This window comes from Mesorhizobium australicum (assembly GCF_900177325.1).
Taxonomy (GTDB): Bacteria; Pseudomonadota; Alphaproteobacteria; order Rhizobiales; family Rhizobiaceae; genus Mesorhizobium_A; species Mesorhizobium_A australicum_A.
Genome location: NZ_FXBL01000004.1, coordinates 1,243,896 through 1,259,392, shown reverse-complemented (window position 1 = coordinate 1,259,392; position 15,497 = coordinate 1,243,896). Strand labels below are relative to the sequence as shown.

Genomic DNA, 15,497 nt, shown 5'->3' with positions numbered 1-15,497 from the left:
CATGACAGACGAAGAACGCGCACTGAGGACCGAACTGATCGAGGCGTGCCGCAGCATGAACGCCCTCGGCATCAACAAGGGCACGGCAGGCAACATAAGCGTCCGCCACGGCGACGGTTTCCTCATCTCCCCGACCGGCATTCCCTACAAGGACCTGCTGCCCGAGCACGTCGTGGCCATGAACTGGGACGCCACCTATGCCGGCGACGTGCTGCCGTCGAGCGAATGGCGCTTCCACCGCGACATCCTGCGCGCCCGGCCGGATCTGAACGCGGTGGTGCACACCCATTCCACCCATGCAACTGCCGTTTCGATCCTCGGCAAGGACATTCCGGCGATCCACTATTCGATCGCTGCGACGGGCGGCGGCACGATCCCCTGCGCGCCCTACGAGATCTTCGGATCGCAGGCGCTGGCCGACGTCGTGGTCAAGGCGCTTGAAGGCCGTCGCGCCTGCCTCATGGCCCATCATGGCGTCATTGCCGCGCATGTCTCCATCGCCCGCGCCCTGGCGCTGGCGGTGACGGTCGAGACCCTGGCGCAGCAATATCTGCTGTGCCTGCCCTTCGGCGAGCCGCCGGTGCTGTCGGAGAGCCAGATCGCGGAGGTGCTGGTGAAGTTCAAGACCTACGGCCAGCAGGGAACCGCCGCGCTCCAGGGGCTGCGGCAGGCTTCCTGAACCAGAACATGGGCCCTTTCCTGCTCTGCCTCGATTCCGGAACGACGGCCGTCAAGGCCGCTGCGTTCGACAGGCATGGCCGGATCGTGGCGACGGCGGAACGGCAGAATCAGGCGCTGCGACGCGACGGCGCGCGCGTCGAGCAGGACATGGCGGTGACGCGGGACGACGCCTTCGCGGTGCTGCGCGACTGCGCCGCCGGGCTCGGCGGTCCGGTCGAGGGCATCCTCGTCACCGGCCAAGGCGACGGCCTGTGGCCGCTCGACGCGGCCACGCAGCCGGCCGGCCACGCCATGACCTGGCTTGACGGCCGGGTAAGGCAGATTTCGGCAGAACTGCAGGCCTCGGGCGCCCAGGACGAAATCCATGCGGTGACAGGGTCCCGCCCGACGGCGGCGTCGCAGAGCCTGCAACTGCTCTGGCTGCAGCGCAACGATCCGCAGCGCCTGTCGCGCATCGCCCATGTGCTTCGCCTCAAGGAATGGCTTTTCTTCACGCTGACGGGAGCCTTGTGCGGCGAGCCGACAGCCGCCCTACCCGTCTGGGGCGACTGGCGAACCGGCGCCATGTCGGATCTCGTCCAGCGCGCGTTGGGCCTTGAGCGCGGGTTGGAGCTCCTCCCGGACTTCGCCCCGGTAGGCGAATGCCGTGCCACGCTTTCGTCGGCCGCGGCCGCGGCCATCGGCGTCGCGGCCGGAACGCCGGTCCTGCTCGGACCCGGCGATGTGCAGTCGACGCTAGTCGGCCTCGGCCTCGGCATCCGACCCTCGGTGACGCGCGCATCGATCTTCGGTACTAGCGCAATCCATGCTTGCCACATCCTCGACCCGACGCAGATGCGCCAGACGCCGCCCGGCGCCATGCTCCAGCGTTTCGTCCTCGGCGAAGGCTTTCTGTCGTTCCACCCGAGCTTCAACGGCGCAACGCTGTTCCAGCACGTCGGACGCATCGCCGTCGGCCTGCCGATCCACGTCGGCCCGGCTTATTCCGGGCTGATCCTGCACCCTTTCTTCGAGCCAGGCGGCGAGCGAGCGCCCTATACGACGCCCGATGCCAGCGGCGCGCTGCTGGGGCTGACGGCGCACACCCGGCCCGAGCAGATCGCCTGGGCCGCCCGCGAAGGCCTGGCCTTCGTCGCGCGGATCAGCCACGACATGATGAACGCGCCCGCCGGCGTGCTCTCGCTCGGCGGCGGCCTGGCGTCCGACCCGTACTTCGCAGGATTCCTGGCGACGCTGCTGGGTATTCCCGTCGAGCGCGCCAGTGGCGCCCAGGCCGGTCTGCGCGGCCTCGCGACGATCGGAGCCAGGCACCTGCTGGACGCGGGCGACGCCGAACTCGCCCGCGCATGGGTGAACACGCCCGATGCTGTCGCCATGCCGCAGACGGGCAAAGTGGCAGACTATGCTCGTGAAAAACATGCGCTGTTTGTAAGCCTGCTCGATTCGATTGCGCCTCTTTGGCAGAAGATGTCCGTGATCCGCGATCTTGCCGACCACGTCATGGAGACCTCGCCCGAATGAACGGCGCCGACCTGCTCTGCGAGACATTGCTCGCCAACGACATCGACGTGTGCTTCGCCAATCCGGGCACGTCGGAGATGCATTTCGTCGCCGCCCTCGACCGCCAGCCGCGCATGCGCTGCGTGCTGGGCCTGTTCGAAGGCGTCGTCACCGGCGCGGCCGACGGCTATGCGCGCATGGCAGACAAACCCGCCGCCACCCTGCTCCACCTCGGCCCCGGGCTGGCCAACGGCCTGGCCAATCTGCACAATGCGCGGCGCGCGCGATCGCCGATCGTCAATGTGGTCGGCGACCATGCAACCTATCACCTCGCTTACGACGCGCCGCTTACCTCCGATATCGAGTCGCTCGCGCGCCCCATGTCGCACTGGGTCGGACGCGCCGCAACCGCCGACACTGTGGGCGAGCGGACCGAGGAAGCGATCGGCGCCGCCCGCGGCACGCCCGGCCGGATCGCGACCATGATCCTGCATGCCGACGCCGCGTGGAACGAGACATCGCACGACATGCCCGCGCCCCTTCCCCAGGCCGTTTCTGGGCAGCCCGACCAGGCACGTATCGATGCCGCCGCCACGGCCCTGCAGGCCGGCCGACGCACGACAATCCTCGTCACCGGCATCGCGTTGCGCGCACCGCAGCTCGAACGGCTCGACCGCATCGTCCAGCGCACCGGCGCGCGTCTGATGGCCCAGCAGGCCAACAGCCGTATGCAGCGTGGCGCCGGGCGCGTGGCCCTCGACCGCGTGCCCTATGTCATCGACCAGGCAGTCGCGACGTTTGCCGACACCGAGCAGTTGATCCTGCTCGGCGCGAAGGCGCCGGTCGGCTTCTTCGCCTATCCGGGCAAGCCGGGCAGCATGCTGCCCGAGGGTTGCCTGGTGCTCGACCTATATGCCGAGGGCGAGGATCCCGTCGCGGCGATCGAAGCGCTGGCCGACGCCGTCGGCGTGACCCAGGCGCCGCCCCCCCGACTCTCGCCGCGCCATTCCCCCGATATGCCGACTGGGAAGCTGACGCCAGAAGCCATCGCCGTCGCCCTCGCCCGGCTGATGCCGGCGGACAGCATCATCTGCGACGAATCAGTGACCTCCGGGCGCGACTTCTTCCGCAGCACCTATGGCGCCGAGCCGCACGATTTCCTCCAGCTTACCGGCGGCGCGATCGGCATCGGCCTGCCGCTCGCCACCGGCGCGGCCATCGCTTGCCCCGATCGCAAGGTGATCGTGCTGCAGGCCGACGGCAGCGGCATGTATACCGTCCAGGCGCTGTGGACCCACGCACGCGAGAGGCTCGACGTCGTCACCATCGTCTTCTCCAACCGCCGCTACCAAATCCTGCTGGGCGAACTGAAGAATGTCGGGGCCGGCGCACCGGGCGAGAACGCCAGCCGCATGCTCAATCTGGACGATCCCGCGCTTGACTGGGTCAAGCTCGCAGGTGCTATGGGCGTGGAGGCCGCACGCGCCGATACGGCCGGGCGCTTCGCCGACTTGCTTGCGTCCGCTTGCCGGCGCAAGGGACCGTTCCTTATCGAAGCGATGATCTGAGGGAGTGCCGCCATGGGAGCGATCCGACGCTATCCGCACTGTAGCCACTGGGGCGCTTACACGATTCTGGTCGAAGACGGCCGCATCGTCGGCGTCGAGCCGTTTGCGCATGATCCGGCGCCGTCACCGATCATCGACTCCATCCGCGAATGGGCCAGGCCCGACCGGCGCGTGCTGCAGCCCATGGTGCGCTCCGGCTGGCTGGAGAAGCGCGAGCGCAGCGACAGGAGCGGCCGCGGCAGCGAGAAATTCGTGCCCGTCAGCTGGGACGACGCCACCACGCTGGTGGCGGACGAGATCCGCCGCGTCTCCGGCGAACATGGCAACGCCTCGATCTTCGCCGGCTCGTATGGCTGGACCAGTTGCGGGCGCTTTCACCATGCCTCGTCGCTGCTCAAGCGGACAATGAACCTGGCCGGCGGCTTCACCGGCCATGTCGACACCTATTCGATCGCGGCCGGGCCGGTGATCCTGCGCCATACGCTGGGCAGCGATGTCGCCTGTGGCGGCCAGGCCAACACGCTGGACACCATCGCGGAGCATACGGAGACGCTCGTCGTGTTCGGCGCGCTGTCGCCCCGGACCGCCCAGAGCGAGGCCGGCGGCATCGGCAGCCACGCGCTGGAGAAGCATTTGCGCCGCATCGCCGAGCGCGGCGTGAAGGTCGTGCTGGTCTCGCCCCTCCGCGACGACCTGCCCGACTGGCTGCCGGCGGAATGGTGGCCGATCCGCCCCAATACCGACGCCGCGCTGATGCTGGGCATGGCCGGCGAGATCGCGAAGGCCGGCCGCCACGACCGCGACTTCCTCTCCCGCTGCACCAGCGGCGCGGATCGGCTGCTCGCCTATCTCGACGGCAGCGAGGATGGCGTGCGCAAGGACGCCGACTGGGCGGCGGAGATCTGCGGGCTTCCAGCCGATGCGATCGCGCAACTGGCGCGCCGCCTCGTCGACACGCGCAGCATGCTCACCGTGAGCTGGAGTCTTCAGCGGGCCCATCATGGCGAGCAGCCCTTCTGGGCCGCCCTCGGCCTCGCCTCCATGGTCGGCCAGATCGGCCTACCGGGCGGCGGCGTCGGCTACGGCTACGCCTCCCTAGGCGGCGTCGGTGCGCACTACAATCTCGGCAAGTCGCCAGGCATGTCGCAGCTCGCCAAGCCGATCGACAGCTTCATTCCAGTCGCCCGCATCAGCGACATGCTGCTCAATCCCGGCGCGTCCTACACCTATGAAGGGCAGACACGGACCTATCCCCACATCCGCCTCGTCTACTGGGCCGGCGGCAATCCCTACCACCACCACCAGGACCTCAACCGCCTCGGCCGGGCCTGGACTCGGCCGGAGACGATCATTGTCCAGGACCCGATGTTTACCGCCACGGCCCAGCGCGCCGACATCGTCCTGCCGGCGAACACCTCAATCGAACGCAACGACATCGCCGGCAACAAACGTTCGGACTTCATCCTGGCCATGCACAAGGCGATCGACCCCGTCGGCAATTCGCGCTCGGATTTCGCCATCTTCGACGAAATTGCCGGCAAGCTCGGCGTCGGCGAGCGCTTCAACGAAGGCCGCGACGAAATGGGCTGGCTGCGCCACCTCTACAACATAAGCCGCGACGACGCAGCCGGCCGCCTCGGCTTCGACATGCCCGACTTCGACACGTTCTGGGAACAGGGCTGGGCGCGCTGCCCGATGAAGACAGACCACGTCTATCTGGCCGAATTCCGCGACAATCCGCAGGATAACGCACTCGCCACCGAGAGCGGTCGCATCGTGCTCGGCAGCGAGACGCTGGCGAGGCTCGACTATGCCGACTGCCGCGAGCACCCTGCCTGGATCGAACCTGCCGAATGGCTGGGCGCCGCCGGCAATGCAGGCCAGTTCCACCTGCTCTCTCAGCAACCGGTCGGCCGCCTTCACAGCCAACTGGAGACCGGCGAGGCAAGCCGCGCGATGAAGCGGGGCGGGCGCGAGCAAGTGCTCATCAACGCGACCGACGCCGCAACCCTCGGCATTGCCGACGGAGACACGGTGCGGCTTTCCAACGAGCGCGGCGCATGCCTCGCCACCGCCGATCTGAGCGACGGCATTCGTCAGGGCGTCGTCATCCTACCGACCGGCGCCTGGTTCACGCCCACCGGCAATAGTGGCCTCGAGGTCGCCGGCAATCCCAACGTGCTGACGCTCGACGTCGGCACCTCGCAGTTCGGCCAGGGCTGCTCGGCCCAGACCTGCATGGTCAGCATCGAGCGCTACACCGGCGCGTCGGGCGACGCCTTCGAGCAGTATCATGAGAAGCTGGTCGCCCTGGCGGCCGCATAAGGGAGAGACAATCATGACCGCACCCGCCATAAGCCGCTTCCCCGTTCCCGAGATTGCCGGCCTGCCCGACGATATCCGCGAACGCATCCTTACCGTGCAGGAGAAATCCGGCTTCGTGCCCAACGTCTTCCTCGTGCTGGCGCACCGGCCCGACGAGTTCCGCGCCTTCTTCGCCTATCACGACGCACTGATGGACAAGCCCGGCCCGATCACCAAGGCGGAGCGCGAGATGATCGTGGTGGCGACCAGCAACGCCAACCAGTGCCAGTACTGCGTGGTTGCCCACGGCGCGATCCTGCGCATCCGCGCCAAGAACCCGCAGATCGCCGACCAGGTGGCGATCAACTACCGCAAGGCCGACATCACACCGCGCCAGATGGCGATGATCGACTTCGCCATGAAGGTGTCGGCGCGCGCCTACGAGGTCGGCGACGCCGACGTCGCCGAGTTGAGGACCCATGGCTTCACCGAGGAGGACGCCTGGGACATCGCCGCCATTTCGGCCTTCTTCGGCATGTCGAACCGGCTGGCCAACGTCACCAGCATGCGCCCCAATGACGAATTCTACGCGATGGGCCGCTGACCATGGCGAAGGGTTACAAGGACCTCTTGGCCGAGGCTGAGGCCGTCGTCCGCTCCGTCGAGGTGGCCGATATGGCCGCCACGCCGGACGAGGTGGTGATGGTCGACATCCGCGACCCGCGCGAATTGGAGCGCGAGGGCATGATCCCCGGCGCCTTCCACGCCCCGCGTGGCATGCTGGAGTTCTGGATCGATCCGGAGAGCCCCTACCACAAGCCGGTGTTCGCGCAGCAGAAGACCTTCGTCTTCTACTGCGCCTCCGGCTGGCGGTCGCTGCTCGCAGCAAGAATCGCTCAGGAGATGGGCCTCGATGCCCGCAGCCTCCGCGGCGGCTTCTCCGAATGGAAGAAGAGCGGCAATCCCGTGGCCGAGCGGCACACCAGGGCCGGCTAGAGCATTTCCTGAGGAAGTTGCGGGGCCGTCAGCGGAATAGCAGCTTCCGATACAAGACAAGGACGATCGAAGGGATCACCCATATCCGATATACCGCTCGTTGGCGGCGCGCATTTCCGCGTCGTCGAGCAGCCGGACAGCGCCCGCCTGCCGCGCCAGGATGTATTGGCGCGACAGCACTTCCAGCCGCAATGCGGCGTTGAAGGCAGCGCCGATGGTCTTGCCGTGGCAGATCATGCCGTGATTGCCAAGAAGGCAGGCGCTGCGGCCGCGCAGCGCCGCCACCGCGCTGTCCGCCAGCGCCCGGGTCGCCCAGTGGACGTAGGGCGCGCAGCGGACGTCGTCGCCGCCGAAGGCAGCGACCATGTAGTGGAAGGGCGGCAGATTCTCGCCCGTGGCGGCGAGCGCCACGCAATGGTCGGAATGGGTGTGCACGACGGAATGCGCCTGCGGATAGGCCTCGTAGATGGCCGCGTGCATCGCCCACTCGCTCGACGGCCGCCCCGCCTGGGCGCTGCCGTCGAATGCCGTCTCCACGAAGGAGGCGGGCGTGATCGCGGCGGCCGAGGCGCCGGCCGGCGAGATCAGCATGCCGCCGCCGAAACGTACGCTCAGATTGCCTGCCGCCAGGAAGATCAGCCCGGCGGCATCCATGGCGCGATAGGTCCTGCACAATTCGTCCCGAAGCCCCTCGGCGTCGACCATGCTCGTTTCCTCCCGTTCGAAAGATTGCGTCATCGCTACGGTTTCGCCGGCGCGGCCGGTTCCCCGGCCGGCTCGGCGGCGAAGCCGTGCAGCCCGCCGGCACGGCCGCAATGCGGGCAGCCCAGGCTGGAAAAGACCCCGACGCTCCACCGGTCGTAGTCCCCGACATGCGGGTGCAGCCGCTCCAGGGACGGCCGCGCGCCTTCACGCAGCGCCGCCGCGTGGCCCGCCGCCTCGTCGATAATTTCGGCCTCGTCGAACACCCGGATCGTCCGGTCGCGCATCAGCCAGCGGCCACCGACCATGAGGTCGCGCACGGCGCTTGCATCGCCATGGCTTACGATGCTGGCGGCCGAAATCTCTGCCGCCGCGAGCGATGCCGTACGAAAATCAAGCACCATCAGATCGGCCGGCGCACCGGCAATCAGCCGTGCCGGCCCCTTGCCAAGCGAAGCCCAGCCATCCTCGACCGCAGCCCTCAGAACCTCCTCGGGCCGGATCCATGCGTCGTGGCGACTGCCTGCATCGCGTCCCGCCACCAGCATCTGCCGCATCGCTTCGAACAGGTCGTGCCGGCCTGATGTGTTAGAGCAGTCCGTGCCGAGCCCCAGGCGTACGCCATCGTCCAGCATCGATCGCACCGGCATCCGCCCAGATCCCAGCATCTGGTTGCTCAGTGGATTGTGGATCGCCGTCGCCCCGCGTTCGGCGAGCAGGCAGCGGGCCGGCGCGTCGAGCCAGATGGCATGGGCAAGCGACGTTCGGCCATGGAGCAGCCCGAGCCGATCGAGTTCGCCCACCACGCCGCCGGCCCAGCGCGCCGCTGCCGCGCGCGACTGGGGATAGGTCTCGAGCAGGTGGGTGTGGCTGCCCAGGTCGTGCTCCACCGCCAGCCTCGCCCACAGGGAGATGAGTTCGGCCGAACAGCGCTGCGGGGCGTTGGGTCCAAGGAGCGGAGTGATGCGGTCGTCCGCCATGGCGGCGAGCGCAGTCGTCCGCCGACGCAGTTCGTCCGGGTCGCTTGGAACGACCGGCGCCACCGCCGCGATCACCGACCGGTCGAGCGGTATATCCAGCAGGTCTTCGTCGACAAGGTCGGCGAAGAACGGGGCGAAGCCGATGCGCAGGCCGCTTTCGCGATGGACCTCAAGGCCCTGCGCCATGAAGCGCGCCGGCGGGAAATGGTCGACATAGCCGCCGATGCCCGCCCGGATCATCTCGATCGCTGTCAGCCGCATCGATGCCCTGATCGAAGCAGCGGTGGCACCGCGCCCGTAGCCAATCGCCCAGAACGACCAGAGTTCGAGCGGATAGCTGTTCTCGGTGCCGCGAAGCAGGGTCGAGGAGGAGTGCACATGGCCGTCGAAGAAGGGGGGCAGGATAGCGCAACCCCGCGCGTCGACGATCTCGACATCGCCCTCGTAGGCGCGTGCGGGCGGCAGGATCGCCGCGATCCGGCCATCGGCGATCGCTACATCGGCGCGGTCGAAGCCGGTACCGTTCCACAGCGCGCCGCCGTGGAGGATGGTCGTCTCTGCCCCGTGTAGCTCCACGTCAGCCGAACCTTCCCGCGAGGTCGCCGGCTCGAAAAACCCCTTCCTCTGTCGCATAGGCGGAGACGAAGTCGGGGGGCGTGATGTCGAACGCCGGATACCAGCCGGTCGCGAGCGGCGTTGCGGTGCGATGGCCGAGGCAGTGAAGGGATTCCTCGCCATCCCGCATCTCGAGCTCTACCGCCTCCGGCCCCGGCGCTAGCCGGTCCGGCCGCAGCACCATAGCCACGTAGGGCACGTTCAGCGCCCTTGCCGCGGTTGCGATCTGGAACGTGCCGACCTTGTTGAAGACATGGCCGGAGAGCGTGACGCGGTCGGCAGCCGTCATGTAGCGCGACACCATGCCTGTCGCCATTGCGTGGGCCGCCATGCCGTCGGTAATCACCGTCACCGGCAGCCCCATCTCGGCGACCGAATGCGCGGTGAGCCGAGCGCCTTGCAGGTAGGGCCGCGTCTCCGTGCAGACGACCGTGATCTTCTTGCCGGTCTCCGTCGCCACCGTCAAAGTGTCGATCAGGCTCGTCTCGGCCCAGCAATGAGTGAGGATGGCGTCGCCGTCCTCGATCAGTCCGGCCGCGGCGGTGCCGAGCCGGCGGCTGTTGCGGTGCCGCTTGTCCCATTCCTGTCGCACGATCCGTTCGACGGCGGTAACGAACTCGTCGCTCGCCGCCAGTGCGTCGAGCGTGGCCAGCACGGCGCCGACGATATCGCGGATGTTGTTATTAGTCGGCCGCGTTTTCAGCAACCGGACGCCGGCTTCCTTCATCGCTGCCTTGCGCGCCTCGGCGGCACTGCCGGCGCAGGCTTCTGCCGCCAGCACCATGGCAGCGCCGGCCAACTTGCCGGGACCCGCGCTCTGGGTGACCATTTCCTCGATGGCGCGCGCGCAGGCCTCGACGTCGGGGCAGTCCACGAACGCAATGCGCAGCGGGAAGATCCGCCGGTCGAGCACGCGGACGCGGCCAGGCTCCAGGATGACGCTGTCCCGGATGAGCGTGGGAGTGGGAACCGTTTTCATGCCGATGCTTTCGATGAGGCCCGTCAGGCGGGCGTGATGTCGGAGGCCACCAGCGGGCGTTCGCCGCCGCGTGCGCCGTCCCATGTGGCCAGGCGCCACAGCGCCTCGGCCCCGGTGAGGCAGGCCTTCTCGATGCCACCATTGTCGCCCCACACGCCGGTCCGGCGGTTGGCGATCACCGAGCAGACCGAGCCGGCACGAAGGCGGAAGATGCGGGCAAAGGTGAGCAGTGAGGCCGTCTCCATCTCGAAGTTGAGCACTCCGAGATTGGCCATCTCCTCCACGATCGTCTGGCTGTGCGGCGAGAGGAAGTCGTTGTAGCCGGGCCGGCCCTGGCCCGTGAGGAAGGAGCCTGCGGTGCAGCCGGTACCGACGCGGTAGGCGTGGCCGAGCGCGTTCGCCGCATCCGAAAGGGCGAGCGTCGCCTCGAACGAGGCTACCGCCGGAAACTCCGCCCGGGCATAGAAATTCGTCGTGCCGTCGAGGCGCACCGCCGCGTCGTTGACGATCAGCGAGCCCGGCTCGATGTCGGCCCACAACGTGCCGCAGGTGCCGACCCGGATGAAACTGTGGACGCCGAGGCGCGCGAGATCGGTGAAGATGGACTCCAGCGACGGGGCGCCGATCGACGTGGAGATGGCGCCGATGCGGACGCCGCGATAGGTGCCGGAGGCCGCCTTGTAACCGCGCGGCAGCGCGACGACGGTGGCGTCCTCCCACTGCGACGCCATCACGTCGACGCGATCCGGATCGCCCGGCATCAGCACATAGGGGGGAAGCGCGATCTCGCTGAGCAGGTTGAGGCGGCGCTGGTCGCCGATCGTCGCGTTCGGGCCGGTGGAGCTGGAGGTCATCTGTCTGCGCTTTCAGGTGTTGGGGGAAAGGGAGGCGGGGTCAGTTGGTGCGCCACTTCACGATCAGGCTTTCGGCGATGACGACGATCGCGAACATCGCCAGCGCCAGCAGCGACGAGGCGCAGATGGCGGCGTAGAGCAGCTCGGTGCGGTAGTCGAAGGTGGTCTGGATGATCAGCACGCCGAGGCCCATCTCCGCGCCGATCCACTCCGCCACGATCGCGCCGATGACGCTCGCGGTGGCCGAGATGCGCAAGGCCGCGAAGAGGAACGGAACCGAGCGCGGCAATCGCAGCCGGAAGAACACCTCGCTCCGCGACGCCGACATCACCCGCATCAGTTCGAGCTCCGACGGCGAGACGGATTCGAAGCCGCGGATCATGTTGATGAGCGTCGGGAAGAAGCAGACGATGGCCGCGACGACGATCTTCGAGGCGACGCCCAGGCCAAAGATGAGGATCACCACCGGCGCGAGCGCGATGATAGGGATGGTGTTGAAAAAAATCGCGACTGGCATGTAGGATTCGCGTACGCGCTGCCCGTGCACGAACAGGGTCGCCAGCAGTACCGCCGCGATGTTGCCGATAACGAAACCGCCGATCGCTGCCTGCGCCGTTGGCAGCAGATTGGCCAACAGCAGTCCGAGATTGGCGACGAAGGCGCGCGCAACAGCGAATGGCCCCGGCGAAATGTAGGTGGGCACAGCGAAAAGCCACGTCACGAGCGCCCACGCCGCGATGAGCGACACGAAACCTAGGATCGGTCTGGCAAGCTTCATCACCAGATCAGGCCGCGGCCCTTTCGGCCTCTTCGAGGTGGGTCCGGAGAGCCGACGTGATTTCGAAAAACTCCGCAGAGCTTCTGTCGATGTCATGGGTGGAGGTGTCCTTGTCGAGGCTGACGACCTTGGTCAGCCGGCCGGGCCGCGCGCCCATGACGACGATCGTCTGCCCCAGGAATGCCGCCTCCGAGAGGCTGTGGGTCACGAAGACTACGGTGGTGCGGGTTTCCTGCCAGATGCGTAGCAATTCCTCGTTCAGCCGCTCGCGGGTGATCTCGTCGAGGGCTCCGAAAGGCTCGTCCATCAGCAGGATGTCGGGCCGTGTCACCAGCGCGCGGGCGATCGCCACGCGCTGGCGCTGTCCGCCGGAGAGCTGATGCGGCAAGGCCGATTCGCGTCCGGCCAGCCCGACCAGCGCGATCATCTCGGCCGGATCGCGATGTGCCCGTCCGAGCTTCGACCAGCCGCCGACCTGCAGCGGCAGCCGCACGTTGTCGAGGACGCTGCGCCACGGCAGCAAGGTCGCATCCTGGAAGACGAAGGAGATGCGGCGCTCCCGCCGTGCCGCGGCCGGATCGCGGCCGAACACCGAGACGCTGCCGTTGCTCGGTTGCTGCAGGTCCGCCATTACCCGCAGGAGCGTCGACTTCCCGCAGCCCGACGGTCCGATCAGCACGCAGAACCGGCCATCCGGCACCTCGAGGGCGACCTTGTCGAGCGCCCGGAAGGGGCCGGCCGGGGTGGCGAACGAAACGTCCACACCGGAGAGGCTGATGGCCGGCATCATCCGAGCTTCGGCCGGTCGGCCGCCGTCGCCTGAAGAATCGCCTGCGAGGCGACGTCGGCGAGCAAGGGGGTCCGCGTCTCGAAGGCCTTGCCGCTGGCGAACAGGTCGATCTGCTTCTGCAGCTTCGCCGGCTCGAACCAGCCCCAGCCATTGGCCTTGGTGTCGGGGCCGAAGGCGATCTTCATCACCGTGTCGACGGTCGCGTGCTCGACGGTCCGATCGAGGTTCGGATAGGCGTCGCACATGATGTCCACCGCCTCCTTCCGGTTCTCGAAGGTCCAACCCCATCCTTTGCCGCAGGCGCGAATGAACTTGGCGTAAATCTCTTGGTTCTCCGCAAAGGCGTCCTGCGTGCAGATGTAAGCGTTGGCGTAACCGACGACGCCGGCGTCCTCCGAGGTCATGGTGATGATGTCGGGGCCGAGCGCCGCGAGCGCGGAGGTGTTGGTGAGGAACCCGGTCACGGCGTCCGCCTGCCCGACCAGCAGCGCGGTCATGTCCGCGCCCTGCGTGATCACCTTCATGCTGGCGGGATCGATCCCATGCAGGTTCTGGATAAGCTGCAAGGTGAAACGGCCGTTCGGATTGACCGCGATGGTCTTGCCGACCATGTCTTGCGGCGTCCGGATCGGCGAGCGCGGCAGCGAGACGTAGGCATAGGGCGAGTACTGGTAGCCGCAGGCAAAGAGCATGACTGGACGCCCTGCGCCATGGGCGACGAGCGTCTGCGAGCTCGTCATCTGGCCCATCAGCGCCTGCCCGGTGAGAAGCGGCGGCAACGTCTGCGCGTTCGGACCGCCGCCGCCGAGCGTCACTTCGAGGCCCTCCTCGGCGAACCAGCCTTTCTTGAGGGCGACAATGTCGCCGATCTGGCCATTTCCGATCAACCAGTCGTACTGGATCTGGACCGGCGTGGCGCCGGCCGCGTTGGCGCGCCCGATGGTGACGAAAGCCCCGGTGCCGAGCGATGCCGCAGCGATCGCACCGGTCGAAAGGCGGAGGAAATCACGTCTGTTCGTCCTGCCGGCAATGCCGGCTTGGTTGGCAGTATCGGTCATTTGTCGTTCCCCAATGTTGGTCGCGTCTGATGCGCGCTTATGTGTGCAATGCCATCACCGCAGTGCAGCAACGACAACGCTCCAGTTTCCGAGATTCAACGGTCCCAGTTTGTTTCGCGGGTTTCCGCCGCGGTCGTGCCGGGCGCCGACGCGTGGTCGTGGAAAGCGGCGGCGAGCAGCCGCACGCCTTCGGGAATGCGGGCGGCGGGGATGCTCGAGACCGAAAGACGCAGATAGTCGCCGTCGGGCGCCCCGGCATAGAAATACCGCGTGCCGGTTTCGACGAGAATGCCGCACGCGGCGGCGTGGCGGCAGAAATCCTCGCTGCCCAGCCCTTCGGGCAACCTGATCCAGAACGTCGACGCGCCGGGACAGTGGCGCCATTGCGAACCGGGGAAGTGTCGGTGGAGCGCTTCTTCCATGACCAGCTCACGTTCCTCCATCACCGCCTTGGCGCGACGCAGGAACGCCCGGTAGTACCCGCGCTCGATGAAGATCGCCAGCGCCCGCTGGTTGTTGCCCGGCGGATGACGGTGGATCAGCCGCCGCAATGCGCGCATCTGCGCGATGACCGGCGGTTCGGCAACGACATAACCGAGCCGCAGCCCCGGCGCGATCAACTTTGACAGGCTACCGACATGGATCACACGCTCGGACTCAGGCATCGCCTTGAGGGCAGGCAAGTTTTCTGGTGCGATGAAGAGTTCCGTCTCGAACGTGTCCTCCACGATGATGAAATCGTCCTGACCGGCCTGTTCGAGCAGCCCGCGGCGGCGCTCGAGCGGCATCACCGCAGTCGTCGGGCACTGGTGGCCACAGGTGACGAAGACAGTGTCACAACCGCGTAGCTGGTCGCCGAGGATGACGCCGTCGCGATCCAGCCGCAGCGGCCGGCGTCGAGTGGGCGACAAGGCAAGTATCTTGGCGATGTCCGGCATGCCAGGATGTTCGATGCCGGTTATGGTGCCGGCGACGCCGAACAGTTGGCTGACGAGATAACGCCCCTGCTGACCGCCGAGCGTAATCAGGATGTTCTCAGCACGCGCGAGGATGCCGTGCCGCGGCAGCACCTGCTCGCGCAACTGCTCGACGAGCAGTGGGTCGTCCTCATCAACCACGTCCTTTCCCCAGCTCTGGATTTCCGCCACGCTGAGCGCCGCCCGTTCGCATTCCCTCCAGCGTCCAGCCGGAAACACCGATGCGTCGAATTGCCCGTAGAGAAAGCTCACCGTGGCTGCGCGTGCGGCTGGTACTTCGATCGCCGGATTGAGCGCCAGGGTGAAGCGTCCTTCCCAGTCAACGGTGCCCGCCGCCCGGACCTCCTTGTCCGGAATGTCACAGGCGGGAGAGGCGGCGGCGACATAGGTTCCCGAGCGGTCGCGCACCCGGAGCACGCCCTGTTCGACCAGCCCTTCGATCGCCAGCTTGGCGGTGTTGCGACTGATGCCCAGAACCTCGGCGATCACCCGGCTCGACGGCATACGCGCGCCTTCAGGGACTTGGCTGCGACGCATGCCGTCGAGCAGGATGTGCATGGTCTGGACGTGCAGCTGTCCCAGCGCGCGGTCGACAGCGCCAGCATCGAACAGCCACTTGCCACCTCCCCACGAACGATCGAATTTGCGGGTCTCTACCATAGTGCCACCGTCTACGTCCGGGCACCGCCGTCAAGGGCATCGTGCGGCAATACAA

Annotated in this window: 14 protein-coding genes; 6 read left to right on the top strand and 8 right to left on the bottom strand. The window is 67.4% G+C overall.

All coding sequences use genetic code 11. From position 1 onward, the window contains the following. The first annotated feature begins 1 nt into the window (after position 1). The 6 genes from B9Z03_RS08530 to B9Z03_RS08505 are packed head-to-tail and all read left to right on the top strand — an operon-like array spanning position 2 to position 7,049. The gene (locus tag B9Z03_RS08530; protein ID WP_085467549.1) at positions 2-679 is read left to right on the top strand and encodes a class II aldolase/adducin family protein; all 678 of its coding nucleotides are present in this window, start codon (positions 2-4) and stop codon (positions 677-679) included. An 8-nt stretch (positions 680-687) separates the two neighbouring features. Then, positions 688-2,202, top strand: a complete 1,515-nt coding sequence (locus B9Z03_RS08525) for an FGGY family carbohydrate kinase (RefSeq protein WP_085463824.1) — start codon at positions 688-690, stop codon at positions 2,200-2,202. Beyond that, positions 2,199-3,749, top strand: coding sequence for an acetolactate synthase large subunit (locus tag B9Z03_RS08520; protein WP_085463823.1), 1,551 nt, complete (start codon positions 2,199-2,201; stop codon positions 3,747-3,749). The genes B9Z03_RS08525 and B9Z03_RS08520 overlap by 4 nt, the downstream gene beginning before the upstream one ends. 12 nt (positions 3,750-3,761) lie before the next feature. Beyond that, positions 3,762-6,074: a molybdopterin-dependent oxidoreductase gene (locus tag B9Z03_RS08515; protein WP_085463822.1), complete on the top strand. Its 2,313-nt coding sequence runs from the start codon at positions 3,762-3,764 to the stop codon at positions 6,072-6,074. 13 nt (positions 6,075-6,087) lie between these two features. Next, entirely contained in the window at positions 6,088-6,657 is a 570-nt protein-coding gene (locus tag B9Z03_RS08510; RefSeq protein WP_085463821.1) for a peroxidase-related enzyme, read from the top strand. Between the two features lie 2 nt (positions 6,658-6,659). Next, positions 6,660-7,049 (top strand): rhodanese-like domain-containing protein, encoded by a 390-nt coding sequence (locus tag B9Z03_RS08505; RefSeq protein ID WP_085463820.1) that lies wholly within the window; start codon positions 6,660-6,662, stop codon positions 7,047-7,049. Between the two features lie 75 nt (positions 7,050-7,124). Here the strand turns inward: B9Z03_RS08505 and B9Z03_RS08500 are convergent, their stop codons facing one another. From B9Z03_RS08500 to B9Z03_RS08465, 8 genes are all read right to left on the bottom strand, one after another. Further along, on the bottom strand, positions 7,125-7,754 hold the full coding sequence (locus tag B9Z03_RS08500; protein WP_085467548.1) for a class II aldolase/adducin family protein: 630 nt from the start codon (positions 7,752-7,754) through the stop codon (positions 7,125-7,127). A 35-nt stretch (positions 7,755-7,789) separates the two neighbouring features. Further along, positions 7,790-9,307 carry an amidohydrolase family protein gene (locus B9Z03_RS08495; protein ID WP_176247471.1) on the bottom strand — a complete coding sequence of 506 codons (1,518 nt, stop codon included), beginning with the start codon at positions 9,305-9,307 and terminating at the stop codon, positions 7,790-7,792. A 1-nt stretch (position 9,308) separates the two neighbouring features. Beyond that, positions 9,309-10,325 (bottom strand): translation initiation factor eIF-2B alpha/beta/delta subunit family protein, encoded by a 1,017-nt coding sequence (locus tag B9Z03_RS08490; protein WP_085467547.1) that lies wholly within the window; start codon positions 10,323-10,325, stop codon positions 9,309-9,311. Between the two features lie 23 nt (positions 10,326-10,348). Continuing rightward, the gene (locus tag B9Z03_RS08485) at positions 10,349-11,179 is read right to left on the bottom strand and encodes a nucleoside phosphorylase (protein WP_085463818.1); all 831 of its coding nucleotides are present in this window, start codon (positions 11,177-11,179) and stop codon (positions 10,349-10,351) included. Between the two features lie 40 nt (positions 11,180-11,219). After that, positions 11,220-11,957, bottom strand: a complete 738-nt coding sequence (locus B9Z03_RS08480) for an ABC transporter permease (RefSeq protein ID WP_085463817.1) — start codon at positions 11,955-11,957, stop codon at positions 11,220-11,222. A 7-nt stretch (positions 11,958-11,964) separates the two neighbouring features. Further along, positions 11,965-12,744 (bottom strand): ABC transporter ATP-binding protein, encoded by a 780-nt coding sequence (locus B9Z03_RS08475; RefSeq protein WP_244561691.1) that lies wholly within the window; start codon positions 12,742-12,744, stop codon positions 11,965-11,967. After that, complete coding sequence (locus B9Z03_RS08470; protein WP_085463815.1) at positions 12,744-13,805, bottom strand: ABC transporter substrate-binding protein; 1,062 nt, start codon at positions 13,803-13,805, stop codon at positions 12,744-12,746. The genes B9Z03_RS08475 and B9Z03_RS08470 overlap by 1 nt, the downstream gene beginning before the upstream one ends. A gap of 95 nt (positions 13,806-13,900) precedes the next feature. After that, entirely contained in the window at positions 13,901-15,442 is a 1,542-nt protein-coding gene (locus B9Z03_RS08465) for an aminotransferase-like domain-containing protein (protein WP_085463814.1), read from the bottom strand. Positions 15,443-15,497: the final 55 nt, after the last annotated feature.

Excerpts from the sequence above, each read along its gene's own strand:
- B9Z03_RS08530 (WP_085467549.1), top strand. The coding sequence starts at position 2 with ATGACAGACGAAGAACGCGCACTGAGGACCGAACTGATCGAGGCGTGC.
- B9Z03_RS08525 (WP_085463824.1), top strand. The coding sequence starts at position 688 with ATGGGCCCTTTCCTGCTCTGCCTCGATTCCGGAACGACGGCCGTCAAG.
- B9Z03_RS08520 (WP_085463823.1), top strand. The coding sequence starts at position 2,199 with ATGAACGGCGCCGACCTGCTCTGCGAGACATTGCTCGCCAACGACATC.
- B9Z03_RS08515 (WP_085463822.1), top strand. The coding sequence starts at position 3,762 with ATGGGAGCGATCCGACGCTATCCGCACTGTAGCCACTGGGGCGCTTAC.
- B9Z03_RS08510 (WP_085463821.1), top strand. The coding sequence starts at position 6,088 with ATGACCGCACCCGCCATAAGCCGCTTCCCCGTTCCCGAGATTGCCGGC.
- B9Z03_RS08505 (WP_085463820.1), top strand. The coding sequence starts at position 6,660 with ATGGCGAAGGGTTACAAGGACCTCTTGGCCGAGGCTGAGGCCGTCGTC.
- B9Z03_RS08500 (WP_085467548.1), bottom strand. The coding sequence starts at position 7,754 with ATGGTCGACGCCGAGGGGCTTCGGGACGAATTGTGCAGGACCTATCGC.
- B9Z03_RS08490 (WP_085467547.1), bottom strand. The coding sequence starts at position 10,325 with ATGAAAACGGTTCCCACTCCCACGCTCATCCGGGACAGCGTCATCCTG.
- B9Z03_RS08485 (WP_085463818.1), bottom strand. The coding sequence starts at position 11,179 with ATGACCTCCAGCTCCACCGGCCCGAACGCGACGATCGGCGACCAGCGC.
- B9Z03_RS08480 (WP_085463817.1), bottom strand. The coding sequence starts at position 11,957 with ATGAAGCTTGCCAGACCGATCCTAGGTTTCGTGTCGCTCATCGCGGCG.
- B9Z03_RS08475 (WP_244561691.1), bottom strand. The coding sequence starts at position 12,744 with ATGCCGGCCATCAGCCTCTCCGGTGTGGACGTTTCGTTCGCCACCCCG.
- B9Z03_RS08470 (WP_085463815.1), bottom strand. The coding sequence starts at position 13,805 with ATGACCGATACTGCCAACCAAGCCGGCATTGCCGGCAGGACGAACAGA.
- B9Z03_RS08465 (WP_085463814.1), bottom strand. The coding sequence starts at position 15,442 with ATGGTAGAGACCCGCAAATTCGATCGTTCGTGGGGAGGTGGCAAGTGG.